Source organism: Micromonospora sp. ALFpr18c (genome assembly GCF_008868155.1).
Lineage (GTDB): Bacteria > Actinomycetota > Actinomycetes > Mycobacteriales > Micromonosporaceae > Micromonospora.
Genome location: NZ_WBKR01000003.1, coordinates 58,155 through 81,958 on the forward strand (window position 1 = coordinate 58,155; position 23,804 = coordinate 81,958).

General features: G+C 72.4%; 23 protein-coding genes. 2 read left to right on the forward strand and 21 right to left on the reverse strand.

What is annotated here, in order from left to right; genetic code table 11:
• Window positions 1-194 precede the first annotated feature (194 nt).
• From F8271_RS01555 to pyrR, 6 genes are all read right to left on the reverse strand, one after another.
• Complete coding sequence (locus F8271_RS01555; RefSeq protein WP_192580098.1) at window positions 195-1,241, reverse strand: quinone-dependent dihydroorotate dehydrogenase; 1,047 nt, start codon at window positions 1,239-1,241, stop codon at window positions 195-197.
• A complete protein-coding gene (carB, locus tag F8271_RS01560) occupies window positions 1,238-4,585 on the reverse strand; it encodes a carbamoyl-phosphate synthase large subunit (protein ID WP_151487785.1) in 3,348 nt (1,115 codons plus the stop codon). The genes F8271_RS01555 and carB overlap by 4 nt, the downstream gene beginning before the upstream one ends.
• On the reverse strand, window positions 4,585-5,724 hold the full coding sequence (carA, locus tag F8271_RS01565) for a glutamine-hydrolyzing carbamoyl-phosphate synthase small subunit (protein ID WP_151487786.1): 1,140 nt from the start codon (window positions 5,722-5,724) through the stop codon (window positions 4,585-4,587). Before carA ends, carB begins: the two co-directional genes overlap by 1 nt.
• On the reverse strand, window positions 5,724-7,001 hold the full coding sequence (locus tag F8271_RS01570) for a dihydroorotase (protein WP_151487787.1): 1,278 nt from the start codon (window positions 6,999-7,001) through the stop codon (window positions 5,724-5,726). The genes carA and F8271_RS01570 overlap by 1 nt, the downstream gene beginning before the upstream one ends.
• Window positions 6,998-7,924 carry an aspartate carbamoyltransferase catalytic subunit gene (locus F8271_RS01575; protein WP_151487788.1) on the reverse strand — a complete coding sequence of 309 codons (927 nt, stop codon included), beginning with the start codon at window positions 7,922-7,924 and terminating at the stop codon, window positions 6,998-7,000. Before F8271_RS01575 ends, F8271_RS01570 begins: the two co-directional genes overlap by 4 nt.
• 61 nt (window positions 7,925-7,985) lie before the next feature.
• Window positions 7,986-8,567: a bifunctional pyr operon transcriptional regulator/uracil phosphoribosyltransferase PyrR gene (gene pyrR, locus F8271_RS01580; RefSeq protein WP_151487789.1), complete on the reverse strand. Its 582-nt coding sequence runs from the start codon at window positions 8,565-8,567 to the stop codon at window positions 7,986-7,988.
• A 287-nt stretch (window positions 8,568-8,854) separates the two neighbouring features.
• Here pyrR and F8271_RS01585 point away from each other — a divergent pair, with 287 nt between their 5' ends.
• Window positions 8,855-9,343 carry a transcriptional regulator gene (locus F8271_RS01585; protein ID WP_007458348.1) on the forward strand — a complete coding sequence of 163 codons (489 nt, stop codon included), beginning with the start codon at window positions 8,855-8,857 and terminating at the stop codon, window positions 9,341-9,343.
• Between the two features lie 69 nt (window positions 9,344-9,412).
• Here the strand turns inward: F8271_RS01585 and nusB are convergent, their stop codons facing one another.
• The 5 genes from nusB to F8271_RS01610 form a co-directional block, all read right to left on the reverse strand.
• A complete protein-coding gene (nusB, locus tag F8271_RS01590; RefSeq protein ID WP_184188983.1) occupies window positions 9,413-9,823 on the reverse strand; it encodes a transcription antitermination factor NusB in 411 nt (136 codons plus the stop codon).
• A gap of 23 nt (window positions 9,824-9,846) precedes the next feature.
• Window positions 9,847-10,404, reverse strand: coding sequence for an elongation factor P (gene efp / locus F8271_RS01595; protein WP_007458344.1), 558 nt, complete (start codon window positions 10,402-10,404; stop codon window positions 9,847-9,849).
• Window positions 10,405-10,490: 86 nt separating this feature from the next.
• Window positions 10,491-10,916 carry a type II 3-dehydroquinate dehydratase gene (aroQ, locus tag F8271_RS01600; RefSeq protein ID WP_151487790.1) on the reverse strand — a complete coding sequence of 142 codons (426 nt, stop codon included), beginning with the start codon at window positions 10,914-10,916 and terminating at the stop codon, window positions 10,491-10,493.
• Window positions 10,913-11,992, reverse strand: a complete 1,080-nt coding sequence (aroB, locus tag F8271_RS01605) for a 3-dehydroquinate synthase (protein ID WP_151487791.1) — start codon at window positions 11,990-11,992, stop codon at window positions 10,913-10,915. Before aroB ends, aroQ begins: the two co-directional genes overlap by 4 nt.
• 10 nt (window positions 11,993-12,002) lie before the next feature.
• Complete coding sequence (locus F8271_RS01610) at window positions 12,003-13,001, reverse strand: YafY family protein (protein ID WP_151487792.1); 999 nt, start codon at window positions 12,999-13,001, stop codon at window positions 12,003-12,005.
• A gap of 79 nt (window positions 13,002-13,080) precedes the next feature.
• On the opposite strand from F8271_RS01610, the gene F8271_RS01615 reads away from it, so the two are divergent.
• A complete protein-coding gene (locus tag F8271_RS01615) occupies window positions 13,081-13,809 on the forward strand; it encodes an alpha/beta fold hydrolase (protein ID WP_151487793.1) in 729 nt (242 codons plus the stop codon).
• A 104-nt stretch (window positions 13,810-13,913) separates the two neighbouring features.
• Here F8271_RS01615 and F8271_RS01620 read toward each other — a convergent pair whose 3' ends face one another.
• The 10 genes from F8271_RS01620 to F8271_RS01665 form a co-directional block, all read right to left on the reverse strand.
• On the reverse strand, window positions 13,914-14,417 hold the full coding sequence (locus F8271_RS01620) for a shikimate kinase (protein WP_151487794.1): 504 nt from the start codon (window positions 14,415-14,417) through the stop codon (window positions 13,914-13,916).
• Window positions 14,417-15,595 (reverse strand): chorismate synthase, encoded by a 1,179-nt coding sequence (aroC, locus tag F8271_RS01625; RefSeq protein WP_151487795.1) that lies wholly within the window; start codon window positions 15,593-15,595, stop codon window positions 14,417-14,419. The genes F8271_RS01620 and aroC overlap by 1 nt, the downstream gene beginning before the upstream one ends.
• A 100-nt stretch (window positions 15,596-15,695) precedes the next feature.
• On the reverse strand, window positions 15,696-16,352 hold the full coding sequence (locus tag F8271_RS01630) for a class I SAM-dependent methyltransferase (RefSeq protein WP_151487796.1): 657 nt from the start codon (window positions 16,350-16,352) through the stop codon (window positions 15,696-15,698).
• Window positions 16,353-16,414: 62 nt separating this feature from the next.
• On the reverse strand, window positions 16,415-17,335 hold the full coding sequence (locus F8271_RS01635) for a glycosyltransferase family 2 protein (protein WP_151487797.1): 921 nt from the start codon (window positions 17,333-17,335) through the stop codon (window positions 16,415-16,417).
• Entirely contained in the window at window positions 17,332-17,982 is a 651-nt protein-coding gene (locus F8271_RS01640; protein ID WP_225854093.1) for a glycosyltransferase, read from the reverse strand. Before F8271_RS01640 ends, F8271_RS01635 begins: the two co-directional genes overlap by 4 nt.
• Entirely contained in the window at window positions 17,979-18,458 is a 480-nt protein-coding gene (locus F8271_RS01645) for a UDP-N-acetylglucosamine--LPS N-acetylglucosamine transferase (RefSeq protein WP_151487798.1), read from the reverse strand. The genes F8271_RS01640 and F8271_RS01645 overlap by 4 nt, the downstream gene beginning before the upstream one ends.
• A gap of 222 nt (window positions 18,459-18,680) precedes the next feature.
• A complete protein-coding gene (locus F8271_RS01650; RefSeq protein ID WP_151487799.1) occupies window positions 18,681-19,943 on the reverse strand; it encodes a hypothetical protein in 1,263 nt (420 codons plus the stop codon).
• Window positions 19,940-20,842 (reverse strand): sulfotransferase domain-containing protein, encoded by a 903-nt coding sequence (locus F8271_RS01655; RefSeq protein ID WP_151487800.1) that lies wholly within the window; start codon window positions 20,840-20,842, stop codon window positions 19,940-19,942. The genes F8271_RS01650 and F8271_RS01655 overlap by 4 nt, the downstream gene beginning before the upstream one ends.
• A 7-nt stretch (window positions 20,843-20,849) precedes the next feature.
• Window positions 20,850-22,448: a lipopolysaccharide biosynthesis protein gene (locus F8271_RS01660; RefSeq protein ID WP_225854094.1), complete on the reverse strand. Its 1,599-nt coding sequence runs from the start codon at window positions 22,446-22,448 to the stop codon at window positions 20,850-20,852.
• Window positions 22,445-23,803: an O-antigen ligase family protein gene (locus F8271_RS01665; protein ID WP_370461841.1), complete on the reverse strand. Its 1,359-nt coding sequence runs from the start codon at window positions 23,801-23,803 to the stop codon at window positions 22,445-22,447. The genes F8271_RS01660 and F8271_RS01665 overlap by 4 nt, the downstream gene beginning before the upstream one ends.
• Window position 23,804 lies beyond the last annotated feature (1 nt).

The following is a 23,804-nucleotide window of genomic DNA, read 5'->3' on the forward strand; positions in this document are numbered from 1 at the left end:
GGTGGTCAGGCGGCCGGTCGGGCCCCTCCTTCTCCGCCTTTGCTCTGCTTCAACGGAGGCAACGCCTGGTGTCCGGATACCGGACGCCGGCCGTTGCGTGGGTTGAAGCAGAGCAAACGGACAGCGGAGCGGGTGGGCACCCCGGCGCAGAGCCGGCCCGGCGCAGGGCTGGACCAGCACCGGGCCGGGGCCGATCACCGGCCGGCGACCGGTTCCGGTGCCAGGGCTGTGGCCGTCGTGCGGGCGGCTGCGCGGACCAGAGCCGGACCCCGGTAGATGAATCCGGTGTAGAGCTGCACCAGGGCGGCGCCGGCGTCGAACATCCGCGCCGCGTCGTCCGGGTCCAGCACCCCGCCGACCCCGATGATCGGCAGCCGGCCGCCGGTCTCGCGGTGCACGAAGGCGACCACGTCGCGGGCACGCCCGGTCAACGGCCGGCCGGACAGACCACCGGCCTGCGCGCCGCGCTCGGCGTCACCGACGGCGAGCCCCTCGCGGGACAGCGTCGTGTTGGTGGCGATCACCCCGGCCGCACCCCGCGCCAGGCAGACCTCCAGCAGCTCGGCGATCGCCGCCTCGGTCAGGTCCGGTGCGATCTTGACCAGTACCGGCTTCTCCCCCACCAGCGCGCCGAGCAGCGCGTCCAGGTGCGTGCGGTCCTGCAGGGACCGCAGACCCGGGGTGTTCGGCGAGGAGACGTTCACCGCGAAGTAGTCGCCGTGCGCGCGCAACGCCCGGTACGAGGCGAGGTAGTCCTCGACCGCCTCGTCGAGCGGGGTCACCTTGGACTTGCCCAGCGAGATGCCCAGCGGCACCCCGAGCGGGCGCGGCAGCGCCGCCAGCCGGGCGGCCAGCGCGGCGGCCCCGGCGTTGTTGAAGCCCATCCGGTTGACCACCGCCTCGCTGGCCGGCAGCCGGAACAGCCGGGGCCGGGGATTGCCCGGCTGGGCGTGCGCGGTGACCGTGCCGACCTCGACGAAGCCGAACCCGAGCGCCGGCCAGGCCGGCAGCGCCGCGCCGTCCTTGTCCATGCCGGCGGCCAGCCCGACCGGATTGGGGAACCGCACGCCGAACACCGTGCGCGGTGCCCGCACCGCGTAGCGGGCCCGCAGGGCGGCGAGCGCCACCGGACTGCGGGACAGCCCGGACAACCGCCGCAGCGTCCACTCGTGCGCGGCCTCGGCGTCCCCACCGCCGAGCCGGAACAACCAGGGCCGAACCGCCCGCTCGAACAGGGTCACTGGGCCGCCCGCAGGGTGGCGTGCAGGTCCTGCAGGGGGCGGACCTGCATGTCGCCGCGAATGCGCGCCTCGATGCCCATCACCGCCGCGGCGGCGCCGGGGACCGTGGTGATGCAGGGGATGTCCGCGGTGACGGCCGCGCTGCGGATCTCGTAGCCGTCGGAGCGGGCGCTGGCCCCCGAGCCCTGCGGCGTGTTGATCACCAGCGCCACGTCGCCGCCGAGGATCAGCGACACCGCGTCGTCCCCCTCACCGGCCTGGTAGTGCTTGCGGATCTGCTCGCAGGCGATGCCGTGCCGGCGCAGCACCTCGGCGGTGCCGGCGGTCGCCACGATCTCGAAGCCCAGATCGGCCAACCGCTTGATCGGGAAGATCATGCCGCGCTTGTCCCGGTTGGCCACCGAGACGAAGATCTTCCCGGTGGTCGGCAGCGACCCGTACGCGGCCGACTGGCTCTTGGCGAAGGCGTGCCCGAAGTTGGTGTCGATGCCCATCACCTCGCCCGTCGACTTCATCTCCGGGCCGAGCAGCGAGTCGATCCCCTTGCCGGCGCGGGTCCGGAAGCGCTTGAACGGCAGCACCGCCTCCTTGACCGCGATCGGCGCGTCGGCGGGCATCGTGCCCCCGTCCCCGGTCGCGGGCAGCAGGCCCTCGGCGCGCAACTGGGCGATGCTCGCGCCGAGCGCGATCCGGGCCGCCGCCTTGGCCAGCGGCACCGCCGTGGCCTTGGAGACGAACGGCACCGTCCGCGACGCCCGCGGGTTGGCCTCCAGGACGTAGAGCACGTCGTCCTTGAGGGCGTACTGCACGTTGAGCAGACCCCGGACGCCGACGCCACGGGCGATGGCCTCGGTGTAGCGGCGGACCTCGGCCAGGTGCGAGCCCGCCAGGGTGATCGGCGGCAGCGCGCAGGACGAGTCGCCGGAGTGGATGCCGGCCTCCTCGATGTGCTCCATCACGCCGCCGATGTAGACCTCGCCGTCGGCGTCGCAGAGCGCGTCCACGTCGATCTCGATGGCATCGTCCAGGAAGCGGTCCACCAGCACCGGGTGATCCGGCGAGATGTCGGTCGCCCGGCCGATGTAGTCACGCAGCGTCGGGTCGTCGTAGACGATCTCCATGCCCCGCCCGCCCAGCACGTACGACGGCCGGACCAGCACCGGGTAGCCGATCTCGTCGGCGATCGTCTTGGCCTCGTCGTAGGAGGTGGCCATGCCGTGCGCCGGAGCGCGCAGTCCGGCCCGGACCAGCACCGCGCCGAACGCGCCCCGCTCCTCGGCGAGGTAGATCGACTCCGGGGAGGTGCCGACGATCGGCACGCCGGCGTTCTTGAGCCGCTGCGCCAACCCCAGCGGGGTCTGCCCGCCGAGCTGCACGACCACCCCGACCACGCCCGGCCCGCCGGCCGCCCGGCCGGACGACTCCTCCGCGTGCCAGACCTCCAGCACGTCCTCGAAGGTCAGCGGCTCGAAGTAGAGCCGGTCGGCGGTGTCGTAGTCGGTGGAGACGGTCTCCGGGTTGCAGTTGACCATGACGGTCTCGTAGCCGGCCGCCCGCAGCGCCTGCACCGCGTGCACGCACGAGTAGTCGAACTCGATGCCCTGCCCGATCCGGTTCGGCCCGGAGCCCAGGATCAACACCTTCGGCCGGTCCGACGGCACGACCTCGGTCTCCAGGTCGTACGACGAGTAGTGGTACGGCGTGGTCGCCTCGAACTCGGCCGCGCAGGTGTCCACCGTCTTGTAGACCGGGCGCACGTCGAGGCGGTGTCGCAGGGTGCGTACCCCGTCCTCGGCGGCCAGTTCCGGACGCAGCGCGGCGAGCTGCCGGTCGGACAGACCGGCCCGCTTGGCCACGCGCAGCAGCTCGGCGTCGAGCACCGGGGCGGCCACGATCTCCGCGCGCAACTCGATCAGCGCGACGATCTGGTCGAGGAACCAGGGGTCGATCCCACCGGACGCCTCGGCGACCTCGGCGATCGACGCGCCGAGTCGCAGGGCCCGCTCGACGGTGTAGAGCCGGCCGTCATGCGGGATCCGCAGCGCGGCGAGGGTGTCGGCCAGGGTGACGCCCTGCGGGTCCGGCTGCGTCCAGAAGCCGGCCTCCTTGGTTTCCATCGACCGCATCGCCTTGTTCAGCGCCTCGGTGAAGTTGCGCCCGAGGCTCATCGCCTCGCCCACCGACTTCATCGTGGTGGTCAGCTCCGGGTCCGCGCCGGGGAACTTCTCGAACGCGAAGCGCGGGATCTTCACCACCACGTAGTCCAGGGTCGGCTCGAACGCCGCCGGGGTCTTCAACGTGATGTCGTTGGGGATCTCGTCGAGGGTGTAGCCGATGGCCAGCTTCGCGGCGATCTTCGCGATCGGGAAGCCGGTCGCCTTGGAGGCCAGCGCCGAGGAGCGCGACACCCGGGGGTTCATCTCGATCACGACGATCCGGCCGTCGACCGGGTTGACCGCGAACTGGATGTTGCAGCCCCCGGTGTCCACGCCGACCTCGCGCAGCACCGCGATGCCCAGGTCCCGCAGGCGCTGATACTCCCGGTCGGTGAGCGTCATGGCCGGGGCCACGGTGACGCTGTCGCCGGTGTGCACGCCCATCGGGTCGATGTTCTCGATCGAGCAGACCACCACGACGTTGTCGTGCCGGTCGCGCATCAGCTCGAGCTCGTACTCCTTCCAGCCGAGCACGCTCTCCTCGATGAGCACCTCGTGCACCGGGCTGGCGGACAGGCCGTCGCCGGCGATGCGGGCCAGGTCCTCCGGGGTGTGCGCCATGCCGGAGCCCAGGCCGCCCATGGTGAACGACGGCCGGATCACCACCGGCAGGCCCAGCTCGGCGACGGTGGCCTCGACCTCGTCCATGGTGTGGCAGACCCGGGAGCGCGGCACCAGGCCGGTCGGGTCCTCGACGCCCAGCCGGACGCCGGCCTTCGCCACGATCTCCTTGAACAGCTGTCGGTCCTCGCCGCGGTTGATCGCGTCGATGTTCGCGCCGATCAACTCGACGCCGTACTTCTCCAGGACGCCGGCCTCGTGCAGGGCGACCGCCGTGTTCAGCGCGGTCTGCCCGCCGAGGGTCGGCAGGATCGCGTCCGGACGCTCCTTGGCGATGACCAGCTCGACGAACTCCGGGGTGATCGGCTCGACGTACGTGGCGTCGGCGAACTCCGGGTCGGTCATGATCGTCGCCGGGTTGGAGTTGACCAGGCTGACCCGGATCCCCTCGCTGCGCAGCACCCGGCACGCCTGGGTGCCGGAGTAGTCGAACTCGCAGGCCTGCCCGATGACGATCGGCCCGGAGCCGATCACCAGGATGTGCTTGAGATCAGTGCGCTTGGGCATTACTTTCCGCCTTCGATCAGTTCCGCGAAGCGGTCGAACAGGTAGTCCGCGTCGTGCGGGCCGGCCGCTGCCTCCGGGTGGTACTGGACGGTGAAGGCGGGCACGTCCTTCGCCCGCAGCCCCTCGACCACGTTGTCATTGAGGCAGACGTGCGACACCTGAACGCCGCCGAACTCGGTCTCGATCACCTGGTCGGGCACCACCGCGCCGTCGCCCGCACCCGGCACCTGAACGGCGAAGCCGTGGTTGTGGCTGGTCACCTCGACCTTGCCGGTGACCCGGTCGAGCACCGGCTGGTTGATGCCCCGGTGGCCGTAGCCCAGCTTGTACGTGCCGAAGCCGAGCGCCCGGCCGAGGATCTGGCTGCCGAAGCAGATGCCGAACAGCGGCACCTCCCGCCGCAGCGCCTCCCGCGCCAACGCCACCGGCGCGTCGGCGGTGGCCGGGTCACCCGGACCGGGCGACAGGAAGATCGCGTCGGCCCCGGTGGCGAGCATCTGGTCGATGCTCGACCCGGCGGGCAGCACGTGGGTGGTCACCCCGCGCGCGGCCAGCCGGCGCGGCACGTTGCGCTTGATGCCCAGGTCGAGCGCCGCCACGGTGAACCGGTGCTCGCCGAGGGCCTCGACGACGTACGGCCGGGAAGTGGTCACCTCGGCGGACAGGTCCGCGCCGACCATCTGCGGCGCCTGCCGGACCCGGGCCAGCAGGCTCTGCGGATCGTTGTCCACGCTGGAGATACCGACCCGCATGGCGCCCCGCTCCCGCAGGTGCCGGGTCAGTGCCCGGGTGTCCACCCCGCTGATGCCCACCACACCCTCGGTGGCGAGGCGGTCCTCGAGACCGCCGGTGGCCCGCCAGTTCGAGCCGATCCGGGCCGGGTCGCGCACGACATAGCCGGCCACCCAGATCCGGCCGGACTCGTCGTCCTCGCCGTTGACGCCGGTGTTGCCGATGTGCGGCGCGGTCTGCACCACCACCTGCCGGTGGTAGGACGGGTCGGTCAGCGTCTCCTGGTAACCGGTCATGCCGGTGTTGAACACCGCCTCGCCGAAGGTCTCCCCGACACTTCCGTACGCCTCACCGGGGAAGGTGCGCCCGTCCTCGAGGACGAGAATCGCGGGCCTGCGCTTGACCATTACTTGACAGCCTTTCCGTCCAGAACCGTCGGCTCGCCGCGCAGGAAGGTCGCCACGATGCGACCTGGCAGCGTCATGCGGGCATACGGGGTGTTGCGACTGCGGCTGGCCAGCTCCGCCGGCTCGATGGTGCGGCGGGCGGCCGGGTCGATCAGGGTCAGGTTGGCCGGCACACCGGGCGCCGGGTCGATGCCGTGCCCGGTCAACCCGGCGATCCGGGCGGGAGTCCGTGACATCCGCTCGGCGATCAGGTCCCACTCGGGGCCGAGCACGTCGAGCGCGATGGAGAGGGCCGTCTCCAGGCCGAGCATGCCCGGCCGGGCGTACGCCCACTCGCACTCCTTGTCCTCCACGGCGTGCGGGGCGTGGTCGGTGGCGATCGCGTCGAGCACCCCGTCGGCGAGCGCGGCACGCAGCGCGGCGATGTCCGCGGCCGTCCGCAACGGCGGGTTGACCTTGAAGACCGGGTCGTAGGTCTCCGCCCGCTCGTCGGTGAGCAGCAGGTGGTGCGGGGTGACCTCGGCGGTGACGCGTACCCCGCGGGCCTTCGCCTGGCGCAGCACCTCGACGCTGCCGGCGGTGGAGACGTGGCAGACGTGCAGGCGGCTGCCCACGTGCTCGGCGAGCAGCACGTCCCGGGCGATGATCGCCTCCTCGGCGACCGCCGGCCAGCCGATCAGCCCGAGGCGGGTGGAGACCTCGCCCTCGTGCATCTGGGCACCCTCGGTGAGGCGCGGCTCCTCGGCGTGCTGGGCGATGATCCCGTCGAACGCCTTGACGTACTCCAGGGCGCGGCGCATCAGCTTCGGGTCGGCGACGCAGTGCCCGTCGTCGGAGAAGATCCGCACCCGGGCCGTCGAGTCGGCCATCGCGCCCAGTTCGGCCAGCCGCTCGCCGGCCAGCCCGACGGTGACCGCGCCGATCGGCTGCACGTCCACCAGGGCGGCCTCGCGGCCGAGTCGCCAGACCTGCTCGACCACGCCGGCGGTGTCCGCGACCGGCGAGGTGTTCGCCATCGCGCAGACCGCGGTGTAGCCGCCCAACGCCGCCGCGCGCGAGCCGGACTCGACGGTCTCGGCGTCCTCCCGACCGGGCTCGCGCAGGTGGGTGTGCAGGTCGACGAGACCGGGCAGGGCGACCAGGCCGGTGCCGTCGATGGCGGTGGCGTCCGGCGCGGTCAGGCCGGGGCCGACCTCGGCGACGACGCCGTCGCGGATCAGCAGGTCGGTCGGCGCGGCGCCGACGACGCTCACGTTGGTGATCAGGTACGCGGTCACCGGTTGTTCCCTCCGAGCAGCAGGTAAAGAACAGCCATCCGCACGGAGACACCGTTGGTGACCTGTTCGACGATGGTGGATCGGGGTGAGTCGGCCACCTCGGGGGTGATCTCCATCCCCCGGTTCATCGGGCCGGGGTGCATGACGATGGCGTGCTCGGGCAGGCGGCGCATCCGCGGGCCGTCCAGCCCGTAACGGCGGGCGTACTCGCGCGCGGAGGGAAAGTAGGAGTCGTTCATCCGCTCCCGCTGCACCCGCAGCATCATCACCACGTCCACGTTCGGCAGCGCCGAGTCGAGGTCGTAGGAGACGTCCGTGCCGGGGGCGAGCGCCGCGGCGATGTCGACCGGGATGAGGGTGGGCGGGCCGACCAGGGTGACCTTGGCGCCGAGGGTGGACAGCAGCAGCACGTTGGAGCGGGCCACCCGGGAGTGCAGCACGTCCCCGACCACCGCGACCGACAGGCCGGCGAGCCGGCCCAGCCGGGACCGCATGGTGTACGCGTCGAGCAGCGCCTGGGTGGGGTGCTCGTGGGTGCCGTCGCCGGCGTTGACCACCGACCCGTCGACCCAGTTGGCCAGGCGGTGCGGCGCGCCGGAGGCGGGGTGCCGGACGACCACCGCGTCGGCGCCCATGGCCTGCAGGGTCAGCGCGGTGTCCTTCAGGCTCTCGCCCTTGGTGACGCTGGACCCCTTCGCGGAAAAGTTGATCACATCGGCGCTGAGGCGCTTGGCCGCCGCCTCGAAGGAGATCCGGGTGCGGGTGGAGTCCTCGTAGAAGAGGTTCACCACCGTCCGGCCGCGCAGCGCGGGCAGTTTCTTGATCTCGCGGCCGGCGACCGTGGCCATCTCGGCGGCGGTGTCCAGGATCTCGGTGGCGGCGTCGGCGTCCAGGTCCCCGCCGGAGAGCAGATGCTTGATCATGGAAGCAGCGCCTGCCTTTCGTTCGCGACTGCGGGGCTCCGCTTCGCTGCACTCCTCGCGCTCACCGTGTCCCCCCGTACAGCTTGACCTCGTCGGCGCCGTCGGTCTCCGCGAGCGTCACCTTCACGCTCTCCGCGAGCGAGGTCGGGATGTTCTTGCCGACGTAGTCGGCGCGGATCGGCAACTCCCGGTGCCCCCGGTCGACCAGGACGGCGAGTTGCACGGACGCCGGGCGGCCCACGTCGTTGAGCGCGTCGAGCGCGGCCCGCACGGTGCGGCCGGAGAAGAGCACGTCGTCGACGAGGATGACCCGCTTGCCGTCGATGCCGCCGGTGGGCACCTGGGTCGGGCCGATCGCGCGGGTGGCGTGCCGGCGGAGGTCGTCGCGGTAGAGCGTGATGTCGAGCACACCGACCGGTACGGCGATGTCCTCGAAGGTGCTGATCCGGGAGGCGAGCCGCCGCGCGAGGGGGGCGCCCCGGGTGGGGATGCCCAGCAGCACCGTGTCGGCGGCACCCTGGGTCTTCTCCAGGATCTGGTGGGCGATGCGGTCGACCACGCGTTGCACGTCGGCGCTGGCGAGGATCACCTTCACCGAGGGTTGTCGCGGTGGTGACGAGCGGGCAGCCGGTGGGTATGCCACGGCGGACCTCCTTCCCCGCCTCACGGGACGGGTCGTTAAAGGATGTCGGGCACCTCCGGCCGGACCGCGCAGCGACCTGACCGGGGCTTCACGCCACGTTACCAGTGGTCACCGGGCCGATGGACGGCGGCCGCTGACCACCGGATCAGGCCGACGAAATGGGGATAACTCCCCCGGTACTCCCCAACGGTAAGGTCACGACCACTTGACCAGGTGTCGCAATCCCCGTACCGTCACGCTCCGTAGCGATCGACGGGAGAACCCCGAGCAGCACTGGGAGTGTCCGAATGCCCTCTGAATACGCCAAGTCTCTGGGCGCCCGCCTGCGCTCCATCCGCCAACAGCAGGGTCTCTCCCTGCAGGGTGTGGAGGAGAAGTCGAACGGGCGGTGGAAGGCCGTGGTGGTCGGCTCGTACGAGCGTGGCGACCGGGCCGTGACGGTGTCCCGTCTGGCCGAGCTGGCCGAGTTCTATCGTGTCCCCGTCTCGGAGCTGCTGCCCGACGGCAGTGGTGTCCGGCACGAGCCCACCAGCAAGATCGTCCTGGACCTGGAGCGGCTCTACGACGAGGCCTCCGAGGACCTGGCCTACGTCGCCCGCTACGCCCGCGCGATCCAGCAGCAGCGCGGTGACTACAACGGGCGGGTGCTCTCCATCCGTGCCGACGACCTGCGGGCGCTCGCGATCGTCTACGACGCCTCGCCGTCGGGTCTGATCGAGCGGCTCACCGAGCACGGTGTGCTGGTGGCCGACCCCCGGGCGTTCTTCGCCTCCTGAGCTGTCGCTTCACCCGAAAGGGCCCGTGCCGTCCGGCACGGGCCCTTTCCGTGGTGCGGGTGCGAGACCTCAGCGGGTGGCGTACTCGGCGATCCGGCCGAGCACCCCGTTGAGGAAGCGCGGCGAGTCGTCGGTCGACATCTGCCGGGCCAGCTCAACGGCCTCGCTGATCGCCACCGCGTCGTCGATCTCGTCGACGTAGAGCAACTCGTAGACGGCGATCCGGGCCAGGTTGCGGTCGACGACCGGCATCCGCTCCAGGGTCCACCCCTCGGCGTAGCTGGCGATCAGCTCGTCGATCCGGTTGAGGTGCTCGGCGACCCCCTCGACCAGGCCCACGGCGTAGCCGAGGTGCTCCGGTCGGGGCTGCTCGATCCGCTGCACGTAGCCGGCCAGCACCTCCACCGGAGGCTTGTCCCGCAGATCGGCCTCGTAGAGGACATCCAGCGCCCGCTTACGCGCCTTGCGGCGCGCCGGCATCTGCTGCTTGGAACCCTCGGCCATCAGGCGCGGCCGAGGTAACGGCCGTCGCGGGTGTCGACCTTGATCTTCTCGCCGGTGGTGATGAACAGCGGAACCGGCACGGTGGCGCCGGTCTCCACGGTCGCCGGCTTGGTGCCGCCGGTCGAGCGGTCGCCCTGCAGGCCCGGCTCGGTGTAGGTGACCTCCAGCACGACGCTGGTGGGCAGCTCGATGTAGAGCGGCACACCCTCGTGCTGGGCGACGGTCGCCTCCGCCTCGGGCAGCAGGTAGTTGGCGGCCTCGCCGACGGTGCCACCGGGCACGGTGATCTGGTCGAAGGTCTCCAGATCCATGAAGACGAAGTCCTCGCCGTCGGCGTACAGGTACTGCATCGTGCGCTTGTCCACGGTCGCGGTCTCGACCTTGGTGCCCGCGTTGAAGGTCTTGTCGACCACCTTCCCGGACAGCACGTTCTTCAGCGTGGTGCGCACGAACGCACCACCCTTACCGGGCTTGACGTGCTGGAACTCGACGACGGCCCAGAGCTCGCCGTCCAGGTTGAGTACCAGGCCGTTTTTGAGGTCGTTGGTGGAGGCCATTTCCTGCCTTGATCATCAATTGGCGGACAGACCCTACGAGTCTACTAGCTGCGTCGAATCGACCCGTCCCCGCTCGGGGCGACCCCTCAGCGGGCGGCCAGGTGGTGCAGGGCGAGACGATAACCGTCAATGCCGAGACCGCAGATCACCCCGGTCGCCACCGCGGAGACCACCGAGTGGTGCCGGAACTCCTCGCGGGCGTGGATGTTGGAGAGGTGCACCTCCACCAGCGGCCCCCGCAGCATGGCGCAGGCGTCGCGCACCGCGTACGAATAGTGCGACCAGGCGGCCGGGTTGAGCACCACGGCGGCCTCCTCGTCGGCGGCGGCGTGCAGCCAGCCGAGCAGTTCGTGCTCGGCGTCGGTCTGCCGGACCGTCACGTCCAGCCCCAACTCCCGGCCGGTGGCCTCGCAGAGCGTCACGAGATCGGCGTAGCTGGTCGAGCCGTACACCGCCGGCTCCCGGGTGCCGAGGCGGCCCAGGTTCGGCCCGTTGAGAACGTAGACCTTCACCGGTCGGCCACCTCGCGGTAGGCGGCCTCGAGCAACGCGTCGTCCGGGCCCTCCAGCATCGCCGGATGGGCCAGCCCGTCCAGCACCACGAACCGCAGCCGGCTGCCCCGAGCCTTCTTGTCCACCCGCATCACGGCCAGCAGCCGCTCCCAGGCGTCGGCCGGGTAGCTCACCGGCAGGCCGAGCGCGGACAGGGTGCGACGGTGCCGGTCGGCGGTCGGCGCGTCCAGCCGGCCGGCGAGCCGGGCCAGCGCCGCGGCGTACACCAGACCGACGGAGACGGCGTGGCCGTGCCGCCAGCGGTAGCCCTCGACCTGCTCGATCGCGTGCGCCAGGGTGTGACCGTAGTTGAGGACCTCGCGCACGCCCGACTCGCGCAGGTCACCGGCGACCACATCGGCCTTGACCCGGATCGCCCGCTCGATCAGCTCCCGGGCGACCGGCCCGCGCGGGTCGGTGGCGGCCGCCGGGTCGGCCTCGACGAGATCCAGGATCGTCGGGTCGGCGATGAAGCCGCACTTGACCACCTCGGCCAACCCGGCCGCCAGGTCGACCGCGGGCAGGCTGTCCAGCGTGGCCAGGTCGGCCAGCACACCGACCGGCGGGTGGAACGCGCCCACCAGGTTCTTGCCGGCAGCCGTGTTGATGCCGGTCTTGCCGCCCACCGCGGCGTCCACCATGCCCAGCAGCGAGGTGGCCACCGGCACCCACCGCACGCCGCGCAGCCAGCAGGCCGCGACGTAGCCGGCCAGGTCGGTCACCGCGCCGCCGCCCACGCCGACCACCGCGTCGGTACGGGTGAAGCCGGCCGCGCCGAGCTGATCCCAGCAGGCGGCGGCCACGTCGATCTGCTTGCCCGCCTCGGCGTCGGGCACCTCGATCGGCAGCGGCTCGACGCCGACCGCGCGCAGGCGTTCGCCGAGCGCGTCGGCGAGAGCCTTGAGCGGAGGGGCGTGCAGCACCGCCGCCCGGGTCGCGCCGGGCAGCAGGCCGGGCAGCGCGTCCAACAGGTCGCGTCCGACCAGCACGTCGTACGGCCGTTCGCCGCCGACCGGGATCCGGGTCACCTCGTCCATCGCCGGCAGCCTAGTCGAGCGGACGCCGTGGTGCGGGTGGCTGCCCACCTGCTGGCCGGGCCGCCCACTCCGCCAACCGGCGGGCGTGTTCGGCCACCTCGGCGCGCAGCGCGTCCGGGTGTCGCACGGTGAACGGGCAGCCCAGACCGGCGAGCAGCGCGGCCATACCGGGCAGGCTCTGCGCCCGTGCCCGCACCAGCACCCCGTCGGTGGTGGCGGTCAACTCGGCCACACTGGCCGGGATCCGCCGACGGGCGGTAACCAGGTCGGTCTCCAGCACCACCTCGACCTCGTGGGCGTACGGCACGCCGGCCAGCGACCGCGTCACCCGGGCCACCGGGTCGAAGCCGTCCGGCACCGTGAACGTCGCCGCGCCGGGGGTCACGGCACCGATGCGGTCCAGCCGGAACGTGCGGATCTCGTCGCGCCGGTGGTCGTGCCCGGTGACGTACCAGCGACCGCCGTGGAAGACCAGCCCGTACGGGTCGAGGTCGCGCCGTGACCGCTCGCCCCGCCAGGAGCGGTAGTCCAGTGCCACCCGCTGCCGATGCCGGGCGGCCGCGGCCAGGGCGAGCAGGGTGCCCGACGCGGGGCGCGGTTCCGCCTCGGGTCGCCGCAGGGTGAAGCCGAGGTGCTCCTGCACGGCGGTCAGCCGGTCGGCGAGCGCAGCCGGCAGCACCCGGCGGATCTTCGCGAGCGCGGTCGCCGTGGCTGGTTGCTCGGTGGCCAGGCCGACGCGTTCGGCCACGACCAGGCCGAGCAGCACGGCGACCGCCTCGTCGTCGGTGAGCATCAGCGGCGGCAGCTTGAAGCCGGGGTGCAGGCGGTAGCCACCGTGCCGACCGCGGTCGGCGGTGACCGGGATGCCCAGCTCGACGAGGGTGGCCGCGTACCGGCGTACGGTCCGCTCGTCCACACCGAGCCGGTGGGCGAGGTCGGTGGCGGTGGCCCGGTGCCGGGTCTGGAGCAGTTCGAGCAGGGCCAGCACCCGACCGGCGGGATGTGACACGGGGCACTCCTTGAAACCGGGCGGTTCCTGTCCGGATTCGATCGTACGGTCTGTCGGTAGCCGAGAGAAGGAGCGACAGATGGCGACGTTCGTACTCGTGCCGGGCTTCTGGTTGGGTGCCTGGGCGTGGCGGGACGTGACCGCGTTGCTGCGCGCGCAGGGGCACGACGTCCACCCGATGACGCTGACCGGGGTGGCCGAGCGCGACCACCTCGCGACACCGGCCGTGGGCCTGAACACGCACACCACTGACATCGTCCGGCTGATCGAGGTCGAGGACCTGCGCGACGTGCTGCTGGTCGGGCACTCCGGCGGCGGCATGCCGGTCTCCCAGGCGGCCGACCGGATCGCGGAGAGGATCGCCCGTGTGGTCTACGTGGAGAGTGGGCCGCTGCCGGACGGCACGGCGCAGTTCGACACGGTGCCGCCGCAGGAGCAGCAGCGGCAACGCGCGGCGATCGGGTCCGGGCACCTGCTGCCACCGCCGCCCTGGGATCCGGCCGCCGACCCGACCAACCTGGCCGGGTTGGACGAGGCGACGCTCGCCGTGCTGCGCGCCCGGACCACCCCGCACCCGCGGGCGGCGGCGACCGATCCGGTCCGACGCACCGGCGGCCGCCCGGTGCCGACCGCCCTGGTGGCCAGCACCTTCCCGCTCAGTGTGGTGCGGCAGATGATCAGGGAGGAGCATCCGTTCTTCACCGGCCTGGCCGACGGCCAACTGCACGAGCTGCCCACCGGGCACTGGCCGATGCTCAGCGAGCCGAAGGCTCTGACCGATGTCCTCGACCTGATCGCCCGCGGCTGAGGAACACCCCGACTGCGCCGACCGTGCACTTCCGGTTGCCGCGATGCGGTGAATGCCCCCTTACGCCGGGGGCAGCACGTGCACGATCGGCGTGGCGGGCGGCGTCAGCGGGGCAACAGCGCGGCGATCTCGGCGACGATCGCCGCCGGAGGCCGGCCGTCGGTGGTCACCGTCTCGGTGGCCACCTCGGCGTAGAGCGGCCGGCGCTGGTCCAGCAGATGCTTGAGGGTGGCCCGCGGGTTGATCGCCAGCAGCGGCCGGCCGGCGCCGAGCCCGACCCGCTTCACGGCGTCGGGCAACTCGACCGACAGGTGCACCACCCGGTGTCCCACCAGGGCGGCGCGGGTCTCCTCGGCCAGCACGGCACCGCCGCCGAGGGCGAGCACACCGGTGCCGGCGGCGAGCGCCGCGGCCACGGCGGCCCGTTCCAGGGTACGGAAGTGCGCCTCACCCTCGTCGATGAAGATCTCCGGGATGGGCTTGCCGGCCATCCGCTCGATGTCGGCGTCGGTGTCGCGGAACTCCACACCGAGGGTGGACGCGAGCGCCTGCCCGACGGTGGTCTTGCCGCAGCCCGGCGCGCCGACCAGCACGACGACCGGTGCCATCAGCGGATGACCAGGGCGTCGACGTAGCCGGCGAGGTTGCGGCGGATCTCGGCGATCGAGTCCCCACCGAACTTCTCGGTGGCCGCCTCGGCGAGCACCAGCGCCACCATGGCCTCGGCGACGACCGCCGCGGCGGGCACCGCGCAGACGTCCGAGCGTTGGTTGATCGCGCTGGCCGGCTCGCCGGTGGTGACGTCCACGGTGGAGAGGGCCCGGTTCAGCGACGAGATCGGCTTCATCGCGGCGCGGACCCGCAGCGGCTCGCCGGTGGTGATGCCACCTTCGAGGCCACCGGCCCGGTCGGTGACCCGCCGGACGCCGGTCGCCGACGGAATGATCTCGTCGTGCGCCTCGGAGCCCCGGGAGCGGGCCTGCTGCCACCCGTCACCGATCTCCACACCCTTGATCGCCTGGATGGACATCAGCGCGGCGGCCAGTCGGGCGTCGAGCTTGCGGTCCCACTGCACGTGGCTGCCCAGACCCGGCGGCACCCCGTACGCCAGCACCTCGACCACGCCGCCGAGCGTGTCGGCGGCCTTCTTCGCGGCGTCGACCTCGGCGACCATCAGGGCGCTGGCCTCCGGGTCGAGGCAGCGCAGCGGGTCGGCGTCGATGCGGGCGGCGTCGGACGGGGTCGGGCGCAGCCCGGGCTTCGCGGCCACCGGACCCAGCTCGACGACGTGCGAGACGATCTCGATGCCGAGGGCCTGCCGGATCAGCGCCTTGGCGACCGCGCCGACGGCGACCCGGGCGGCGGTCTCGCGGGCGCTGGCGCGTTCCAGGATCGGCCGGGCGTCGGTGTGGCCGTACTTCTGCATGCCGGCCAGATCGGCGTGGCCCGGCCGGGGGCGGGTCAGCGGGGCGTTGCGGGCCTGCCGGGCCAGCTCGTCGGGGTCGACGGGGTCGGCGGCCATCACCGTCTGCCACTTCGGCCACTCGGAGTTGCCCACCCGGATCGCGACCGGACTGCCCAGGGTGACGCCGTGCCGCAGGCCGCCCAGCACCTCGACCTCGTCCCGTTCGAACGACATCCGGGCGCCACGGCCGTAGCCGAGTCGGCGGCGGGCCAGGTCGTCGGCGATCTCGGTGGTGGTCACCTCGATACCGGCCGGCACCCCCTCCAGGAGCGCGACGAGGGCGGGACCGTGCGATTCACCTGCAGTCAACCAGCGCAACACAGCGGTCAGTCTGTCACGGCGGGTGGCCGTCCCACCGCGCCGCCCGGCACGTCCCGCCCTACGGACGCAAAAACACGACAGGTCGCTCCGCCCGGGTCGCTCAGCGGTTCCGGATCGCGATGATCGACTTGGTCAGACCCGCCAGACGCTCATTGCGGATGGTGGCGTCCGGGAACAGGTACCGAAGCTCGGCGCGGCCGATCAGTTCGGTGGTGAGCACCTGCCTCATCGCCGCCTCGTACGACTTGCCGGGGTTGTAGGCGAGCGGCCACTTACGCGCCATCACCACCCGCGCCGACACCGGCAGGAACTGCATCCCGGGCGCCACCCAGTGCGGTTCGATCGGGAAGTACCGGTACGGCGTCTGCACCCAGTACGCACGCCCCAGCTCACGGACCGCGTCGGCCATCCGCTGGCGGCGCTCGTGCCCACCGACGTGTTCGAGGACGCTGTTGCTGAAGACGAGGTCGTACCTGCGGCTCAGGATGCTCTTGGGCAGCTCGCAGGCATCGGCGTGGTCGGCCTCGGCCCACTCGGGTAGGTCCGTGGGCAGCGGCTCCAAGTTGACCACGTGCACGTGGGCGGGCCGGACGGGGACGCGCGCCCAGCTCTCCACCCGACCGCCCAGGTCGAGAACGGTCATGTCGGCCAGGTCCGGGAAGGCGTCCGACAGCCAGGCCGCGCGCCGCGCACGCCGTTTCGCGCCGAGCGAGGTCGGCGAGTCGACGAGACGGAACCTGAGCGAGTGAAGTCCCATGAATGGTTGTCCTTTGGTCTGCTGATGCCTCGTTGAGGGCGCGGGGTGTCGTCCGGACCTGGTCAGATGCCCCGGCCGCGTTTGTGCAGGGTGCGCAGCACCGCGTCGGCCCGGACCACCCGTCCGGCCACGGCGAGGGCGAGGTAGGCACGCGGCTCGCGGGGGTTGCGCCGCAGCGTCCGCCGTGCCCAGCGCAGCGCACCCCGCCGGTCACCGGAGGCGGCCCGCGCGAACGCGATCTGCCCGGTCACCCGGGCCTCGCCGGCCGGCTGACCGGCGAACTCCGGGTAGCGCTCCAACAGCCACTGCAACGCCTCGGAGATGGTGTCCCACCGTTGCGCGAAGTACGACCGCTTGTGCCACCGCACCAGCACCGACGGGGTACGCAGGTTGAGCAGCGGGGCGCTGCGCGCGGCCCGCAGCAGGAACTCGTAGTCCTCGGCGTAGCTGCCGGGGATCTCCTCGTCGACCAGCCCGAAGCCGTCGCGCAGAGCGGTGGCACGGATCAGGAACGTGGACGGATGCAGCTCGGTCATCCGGTCCCGCAGCAGGTCGTCGAGGGTGATCCGGTCCCGGTCCAGCACCCGGTCGACGGTGGTGCCGTCGTAACTGACCCGGATGCCGCAGCAGACGAACTCGGCCTTCTCGTCGGCGGCGAGCGCGGCCACCTGGGGGACCAGTTTGCCGGGCAGCCACTCGTCGTCGTCGTCGCAGAAGGCGATCAGCTCGCCGCCGGCGGCCAGGGTGCCGCTGTTGCGGGCACCGGCGAGCCCCGGCGTGCGCGCGTTACGGATGACCCGGACCGTGCGGTCCGGGTCGGTCGACTCGGCGAGAGACTCGTCGGGCGTCGACTGGTCGTGGACCACCACCACCTCGATCGGGCCGGGGTAATCCTGCGCGAGGATCGCGCGCACGGCCGCGCGCAGCAGCTCCGGGCGGTCCCGGGTGGGCACCACGACGCTGACGCTCGGCTGCCGGGTCATCGGGGCTCCCCCGCAGCACGACGGCGACGGGCCCAGGACCGCCACCGCGGCGGGCGCCGCGCCGCTCGGGCCACCAGGTCCTCGACGATCGCACCGACCCTCGCCACCGCCGCCCGCTGCGCCCGATCCGCCTCCGGATCGGCCGCCACCGCGTACCGGGAAGGGTCTTTCAGGCCGGCGTCCAGCGCGTCGTACAGCGCCGCCCGGGTCTCGCAGAGCGCCACCACGCCGGCCACGCCGAGCCGGCGGGCGAAGCGCTGCTGATGGTCGTCCACGTGCTCGCCGCACGCCGGGTCGCGAGGCACGACGACCGGCAGGTGGCCATGCCGTCGGGCCTCCAGGATGGTCGCCGGGCCGCCGTGACAGACCACCAGGTCGGCGTCGGACATCGCCTCCTGCAAGGCGGCGTGGCCGAGGAAGGGGACCGCGCCGGGCACCGCCGGCGCCCGGGTGTGTCCGTGTTGGAGGGTCAACTCCACCATGGCGGCGGTCTCCGCGTGCCACTGCGCCAGCCAGTCGACGAGCCGGTCGAAGGGATGTTTGTCGGTGCCGACCGCCACCAGCACCCGCACCTGGCTGGTCGGCGCGACGTCACGTCGTCGAGGTATCCGGGAGCGTTCGGTGTCGGTGGTCGCCTCCCCGGTCACAACAGCGTCCCGACGACCGTGGCCTCCGGGTACTGCCGCCGCTGTTCGTCCCACTGCACGAGCATCGCGGACAGGAACGGACGGCACAGCCGGGCGGTCAGCGTCGGAGTGTCGATCCGGTCGTACACCTCGATGTAGACGGTCGGGATCCGCCGCAGCCGGGCCAGCACCACGAACGGCACCGCCACCCCGGCGCCCGTGGTGACCACCGCCTCGACCCGCCGCTCACGCAGCACCCGCCAGGCGAGCACCGCGTTGCGCAGCAGGTTCGGCACGTTACGGGTGGTCGGATGGTGTGCCGGCACCAGATCCTCACCGGCGAGCAGCGACACCGCCTCCGGCGTGTCGAACGTGACCCAGCAGCGCCGTCGACTCTCGTACCAGGGCCGTAGGGCCAGTAGTTGGGCCAGGTGCCCGCCGCTGGATCCGACCAGCAGCAGCACCGGCGGATCGTCGGCCTCGATCTTCCTGTCCACGCGACTCCCCACAAGTCCGCTTGGAATTTCGGTCCACGCCACGCATGAGCAGATCACACGTTTCCCGGCCGTTGTATCGCGCGACCGGTTGATCGCCTGCCCACGCGCGAGGTGGTTCGGACCCGCCGGCCGCCCGAGCTCCATCGACGCTCATCACGACCTGCGTTTTCTTCATCACTCTGCGGCACCGCCCCCAGTGCCGCTCCCGGTCATTTCCCCGGATCAACCGCAATGTCGTTTTTCGATGACCTCCAACAGCGCGGGATGCAGCGCGGTGTTCCAGCCCGCGCCCGCGTCTGCCAGCCGCCAGGTGCGCAGCCACATCTCCACCAGGTAGCCGTCGGCCACCAACCGGCGCTGGGCCGGGCCCAGGCCAAGCCGGTCACCGTGCCGGTCAAGGTGGGCATCGACGGCACCGGCGGCCACCGCCGCAGGTTCGCCGCGCAGTACCAGAGCCCGCTGGAACGCGTCGTGCGCCAGGTCGAAGCCGACCGGCACGTCCGGGCCACTGTGCTCCCAGTCCCAGGCGAACAGCCGACCGCCGTACTCGCCGAGGTTCCACGGCACCCAGTCACCGTGCCAGTGGCCGAACTCCACGTCGGTGGCACCGTGCAGCCGGGTCAGCACCTCGACCGCGGCGACGGCCCGGGTGCCGGCCGCCCCGGCGGCGGCGGCCCGCCGGGCCTGCGCGGTCATCCGCGCCAGGAAGGCGGAGCCGGCCAGCGGTCGCGGCGGCGCGCCCGGCCCACCGCGGCGGGCGACGGCGAGCAGCGCGGCGACCCGGGGCGGATCGTCGACCGGCACCCCGCGTACCGCCGACGGCAGCGGCTCGATCACGGCGACCACCTGGTCGGCCCAGGCCAGCTCGGCCAGCAGCCCCGGTGGCACCGGGTGGTCGGCCGCACCGACGACGGCCGGCAGCGCCCGCAGCGCCGCCGCCTCCGCGGTGACCAGCGCACGGGTGGCGTCGTTCCAGCCGATCTTCGCGTACCCGCGCGGGCGTCCGTCGCCGTCGAACAGTTGCAGGGTGGGCTTGTGGTTGGGATCCGGCGGCCGGACACCGAAGGCAGCCAGCAGCGGGGTGCCGCCGAGGGCGGCCGCGAGTCGCTCGGTCAGCAGCAGCTCGGCCACGGGCACCCCGACGGGCACCGAGACGGTCAGTGTCGGGAACGGGGCCAGGCCCACCGCGCCGAGGCGGGCCAGTCCGCCGACCGCGGCCCGCACCGCCCGCACCCTCGGCGGTCGCAGCGCGTTGTACGCCAGCAGCGTCGCCGCCCCGGCGCGGGGCGCGCCCAGCGGCACCAGGAAACGTGCGCGTGCCAGCGACGGCACGACGGCGTAGCGGGCCACCGTACGGTGTCCGAGCGGTGTGCTGCCGCCCACGGCCAACACGACCCGACGGTCCGGGAAGACGGCACGGCTGACCCAGCCGAGCCCGTCCGACCGCGACCGGGGATCCGCCGGCGCGTCGACCTGCGCCGTCACGCCGCGCGGTCCGGCCAGTCGAGTTCCAGCCCGAGCCGCTCACGCAGCGCGTCGTTGTACGGCCGGTAGTACTCGGTCAGCTCGGCGCGGACGGCCGGCTCCAGCGGTGCCGAACGCCGGTCGTTGTAGACCTTGAAGTCCGGCAGGTCGTACGCCGGCAGCCCGAGGAAGTCCAGGGTGCGCCGGTAGGTGGCGCGGGCGTCACGGTAGAGGCCCTCGCTGGGCAGGAAGAGGATCTGGCCCCGGTCGAAACGCTCCAGCCACGGCTCCAGGTGCTCCAGGTAGCGCCCGCGGGCCCGATACGTGTACCAGTCGTACGGCTCGCTGAAGTATTCCGGCTCGGCGATCAGCCGCTCCCGCTCCCCCGCCGTACGCTCCGGCTCGGCGGCCAGCGCGTCGGCGAAGTCCAGCGGCTCGATGCCGTGGGTGCGGCGTTCCTTCCAGTGCGAGTAGGCGCGCTCCACCGGGTCGCGCAGCAGCACGATCAGCTTCACCGTCGGCATCAACCCGGCGACCCGCTGCGCGGCGAGCGGATGGAACATGTACAGCGGCGCGGCCTCACCGACCCGGACCGGCCCGCCGTGCCGCTTGGTGAGGGCCTCCCGCTGGCGCTCGGTCGGGAAGTGCGAGCGGTACCACGCCTCGCCGCGCCCCCAGTGCTCCTCGAAGTAGTGCGCCGACTTGGTGTTCCAGGCCGGAAAGAGTCGGGGCACCAACGGGTGCTGGATGAGGTAGTTCCACAGCGAGGTGGTGCCGCCGCGCTTGGTGCCGATGATGAGGAAGTCCGGTAACGCTCGGCGGTCGCTGGTCCGCACCGCGTAGTCGACCAGGGAATCCCGCAACCGGTTGGTCACCTGGGTCGGCACGAGCTGCTTCACCCGGTCCCGGATGGACGACACAGTGCCCTCACCTTTCCTTCCTCGACGTCGTGGCGGTCCGCGCGGCGATCGGCACCGCCGTCTGACTGCGACGGAACTGCACCATGGTCACCCGGATGCGCCCTCGGATGACCGGCACCGTCAACAAGCCGACGCAGCCGCTGACCAGCACAATCAGTGCCACCACCAGGCCGGCGACCCCTCGACCGCCGGTCAGTACGCCGGCCAGCGCCGCGAGCCCCACCCCGACGGTGACCGCGGCCGCCGCCCGTGCCAGCGTCGCGTCGACCAGCGGCTGGCCGATCACCAGCCGGGCGCAGACGAAGGAGGTCAGGTTCTCGGTGGCGATGCCGGTGGCCCAGGCCAGCGCGGTGCCGGTCACCCCGTGCTGCGGGATCAGCCACAGTCCGAGGGAGACGGTGACCGCCAGCCCGGCCACCGTCGCGACCAGGTGCAGGCCGCTACGACCGCTCATCAGCAGGAGGGTCTGGACGTTGCCCACACCGGTGTTGATCAGCATGGCCAGGGCGAGCACGGTGATCGCGGTGGCACCCGCGGTGAACCCGGGCCCGAAGAGTTGCAGGAACGCCAGCCCGAACACCGCGAGCAGGAGGTAGACCGGCCACGACAACACCAGCGCCCAGGTGGTCATCTGCCGGTGCACCACAGCCGCGGCGGCCCGCTCACCGGAGCCGAGCAGCCGGGAGAGCTGGGGCGACACCGCCACCCGCAGACCCTGCATGGCCAGTTGCCCGGCCAGGATGTAGCGGCCGACCGCGCCGAACACGCCGGCGTCCGACTGCCCGGCGAGCACCGAGGTGAGCAGCACACCCACCCACACGGCGCTCGCGTCGATCGCGGCGGACGCGGCCCGGGGCAGCGCGAAACGCCAGAACGCCGACCAGTCGGCCCGCTCGGGCCGCAGCGCCGCGCCCCGACCGATGCCGAGCGGGCCCGCCACCAGCAGCAGGCAGACCACGATGGCCAGCGCCGCCGGAATCATCCAGCCGGTCAGGCCGACCAGCACGCTACCGCCGGCAACGGCCGCCGCGCCGACCAACAACGGCCGGGCGACCGGCACCAGGACGGACTGTACGCCGACGTAGGCCCGGATCGGACGGACGCAGCGCAGCACGGCGAGCAGGAGCGTCATCGCCACCACCAGCGGCACCGCGGCGAAGCTGGCCGCGATGAGGGCCGTACCGCCGGCGCCCGGCCCGTCCAGCAGGCGGGGTGCGAGCGCGTCCGCGGCGATCACGCCGGTCAGGCCGACGACGATCGCGGCCACCAGCGGCAGTAGAAGAGCCACCGGCAGCACCCGGGCGGCGTCGCCCCCCGCGCCGACACGACGCCGCGGAAGCGTCCAGATGAGCCCGGTCTCCGCTCCGAGGGTGCAGACGGCGGCGGTCACGGTGACCACGCCGATCGCGGCGAAGAACGCGCCCGCGCCAACCGTGCCGTAGCCGCGCGTGATGACCACCGCCAGCAGAAAGCCGAAGAGGCCGTTGGTCGCGGCGCCGGCCAGACCCGCGAGGCCGGTACGGGCGCTGCGCCGGGCCTCGACCGAGCCGTCGGCGGACGACTCGTCACGGCCGGAGCCGATGGCCGAACTGGTGCCGGCGGTCATCCCGCGACAGCCTTGCGGCGGCGACCGGTGTGCACCGGACGAGCGCGCCGGGGGTCCGCTTCCCGCTCGGCGATCGCCATCGCGGCGGCGGCCCCGAAGTAGGCGATCGTGATGGTGGGATCGGCCATGCCGTAGAACGGGATCTGCACCAGACAGATCACCGGGACCACCGCCAGCCACTGCCCGGGCGCCGAGCGGGCGCGGGCGCTCTTCAGCGTGATGATCACGAACCAGGCGAGGAAGCAGAGTAATGCCGGTATGCCGTGGCTGAACAGCACCGTCCAGAGCTGCCCCTGGGTGCCGACCGGGACCTCCGCCGTGACCGTGTCCACGGTGACGGGCGCGCCGTAACCGAGCCACGGTGAGTCCCCGATGCGGCGGATCACCTCCGCGTAGAGGGAGTAACGGTCGGTGTTCGTGTCGGTCGACTCGACCCGATTGTTGATCAACTCGGCCACCGGGATCAGCAGGGTGGTGAGCCCGCCGATGAGCAACACTCCGACGACGGACGCGCCCACCCGGACGTTCCCGCGCACCGCGGCGCGCACGCCGAGCACGGCCAGGCCCACGCCGAGGCTCGCGAACATGGTGCGGTTCAGGGTGAGGAAGGCCGGCACCAGGGACAGCGGCAGCGACACGAGCAGTGCCCAACGGAGGATCCCGCGGCGGCGCAACATGGTGAACGCCACGATGCAGGGCAGTGTCATCGCGTACGCGCCGCCGTAGTTGTTGGTGTACGGGAACGGCGCCGCCGGCCGGTAGATCGGGTCGAGCGCCACCTTGCTGTACTCGGTCGCGCTGATGTGCACCAGGTCCTGCATGTACGGATGGCTCGACATGCCGCCGGGCAGCAGCACCTCCACCGGCGTGGTCAGCGCGAAGCGCGGTGCCAGCACACCCAACCAGCCCAGTGCCACCAGACCGAACCAGAACAGGCAGATCGGCACGAGCGCCGCCGCCACGTCGCCTCGCTCCCGGGCGTAGACGTACACGTACACGGCCACCACGAGTGCGGTGAGGTAATACCCCACCCGCAGGCCGAAGGGCAGCAGCGAAGCCGGCGCGGGTAGTTGGGTGGCGCTGAGTACCACCAGGGCCAGGAACAGCAACCAGGTGCCGGTGGCCGGTGGCAGCGGCACCCGTCCTCGGACGATCAGCAACGCCAACAGCGTCGCGCCGAACAGGGGCCAGAACAGATAGAACGCGCCGGCCAACCACCACAGCGGGACCAGACCGAACATCATCAGCAACGGGAGGCGGGGCAGCCGGGGCGGCGCCGACGGCCGCGGTGCGGCGACGACCGGCGGACCGATCCCGTCCGGCTCGCTGCTGGCCAGGGCGGTGGTGACGGACACC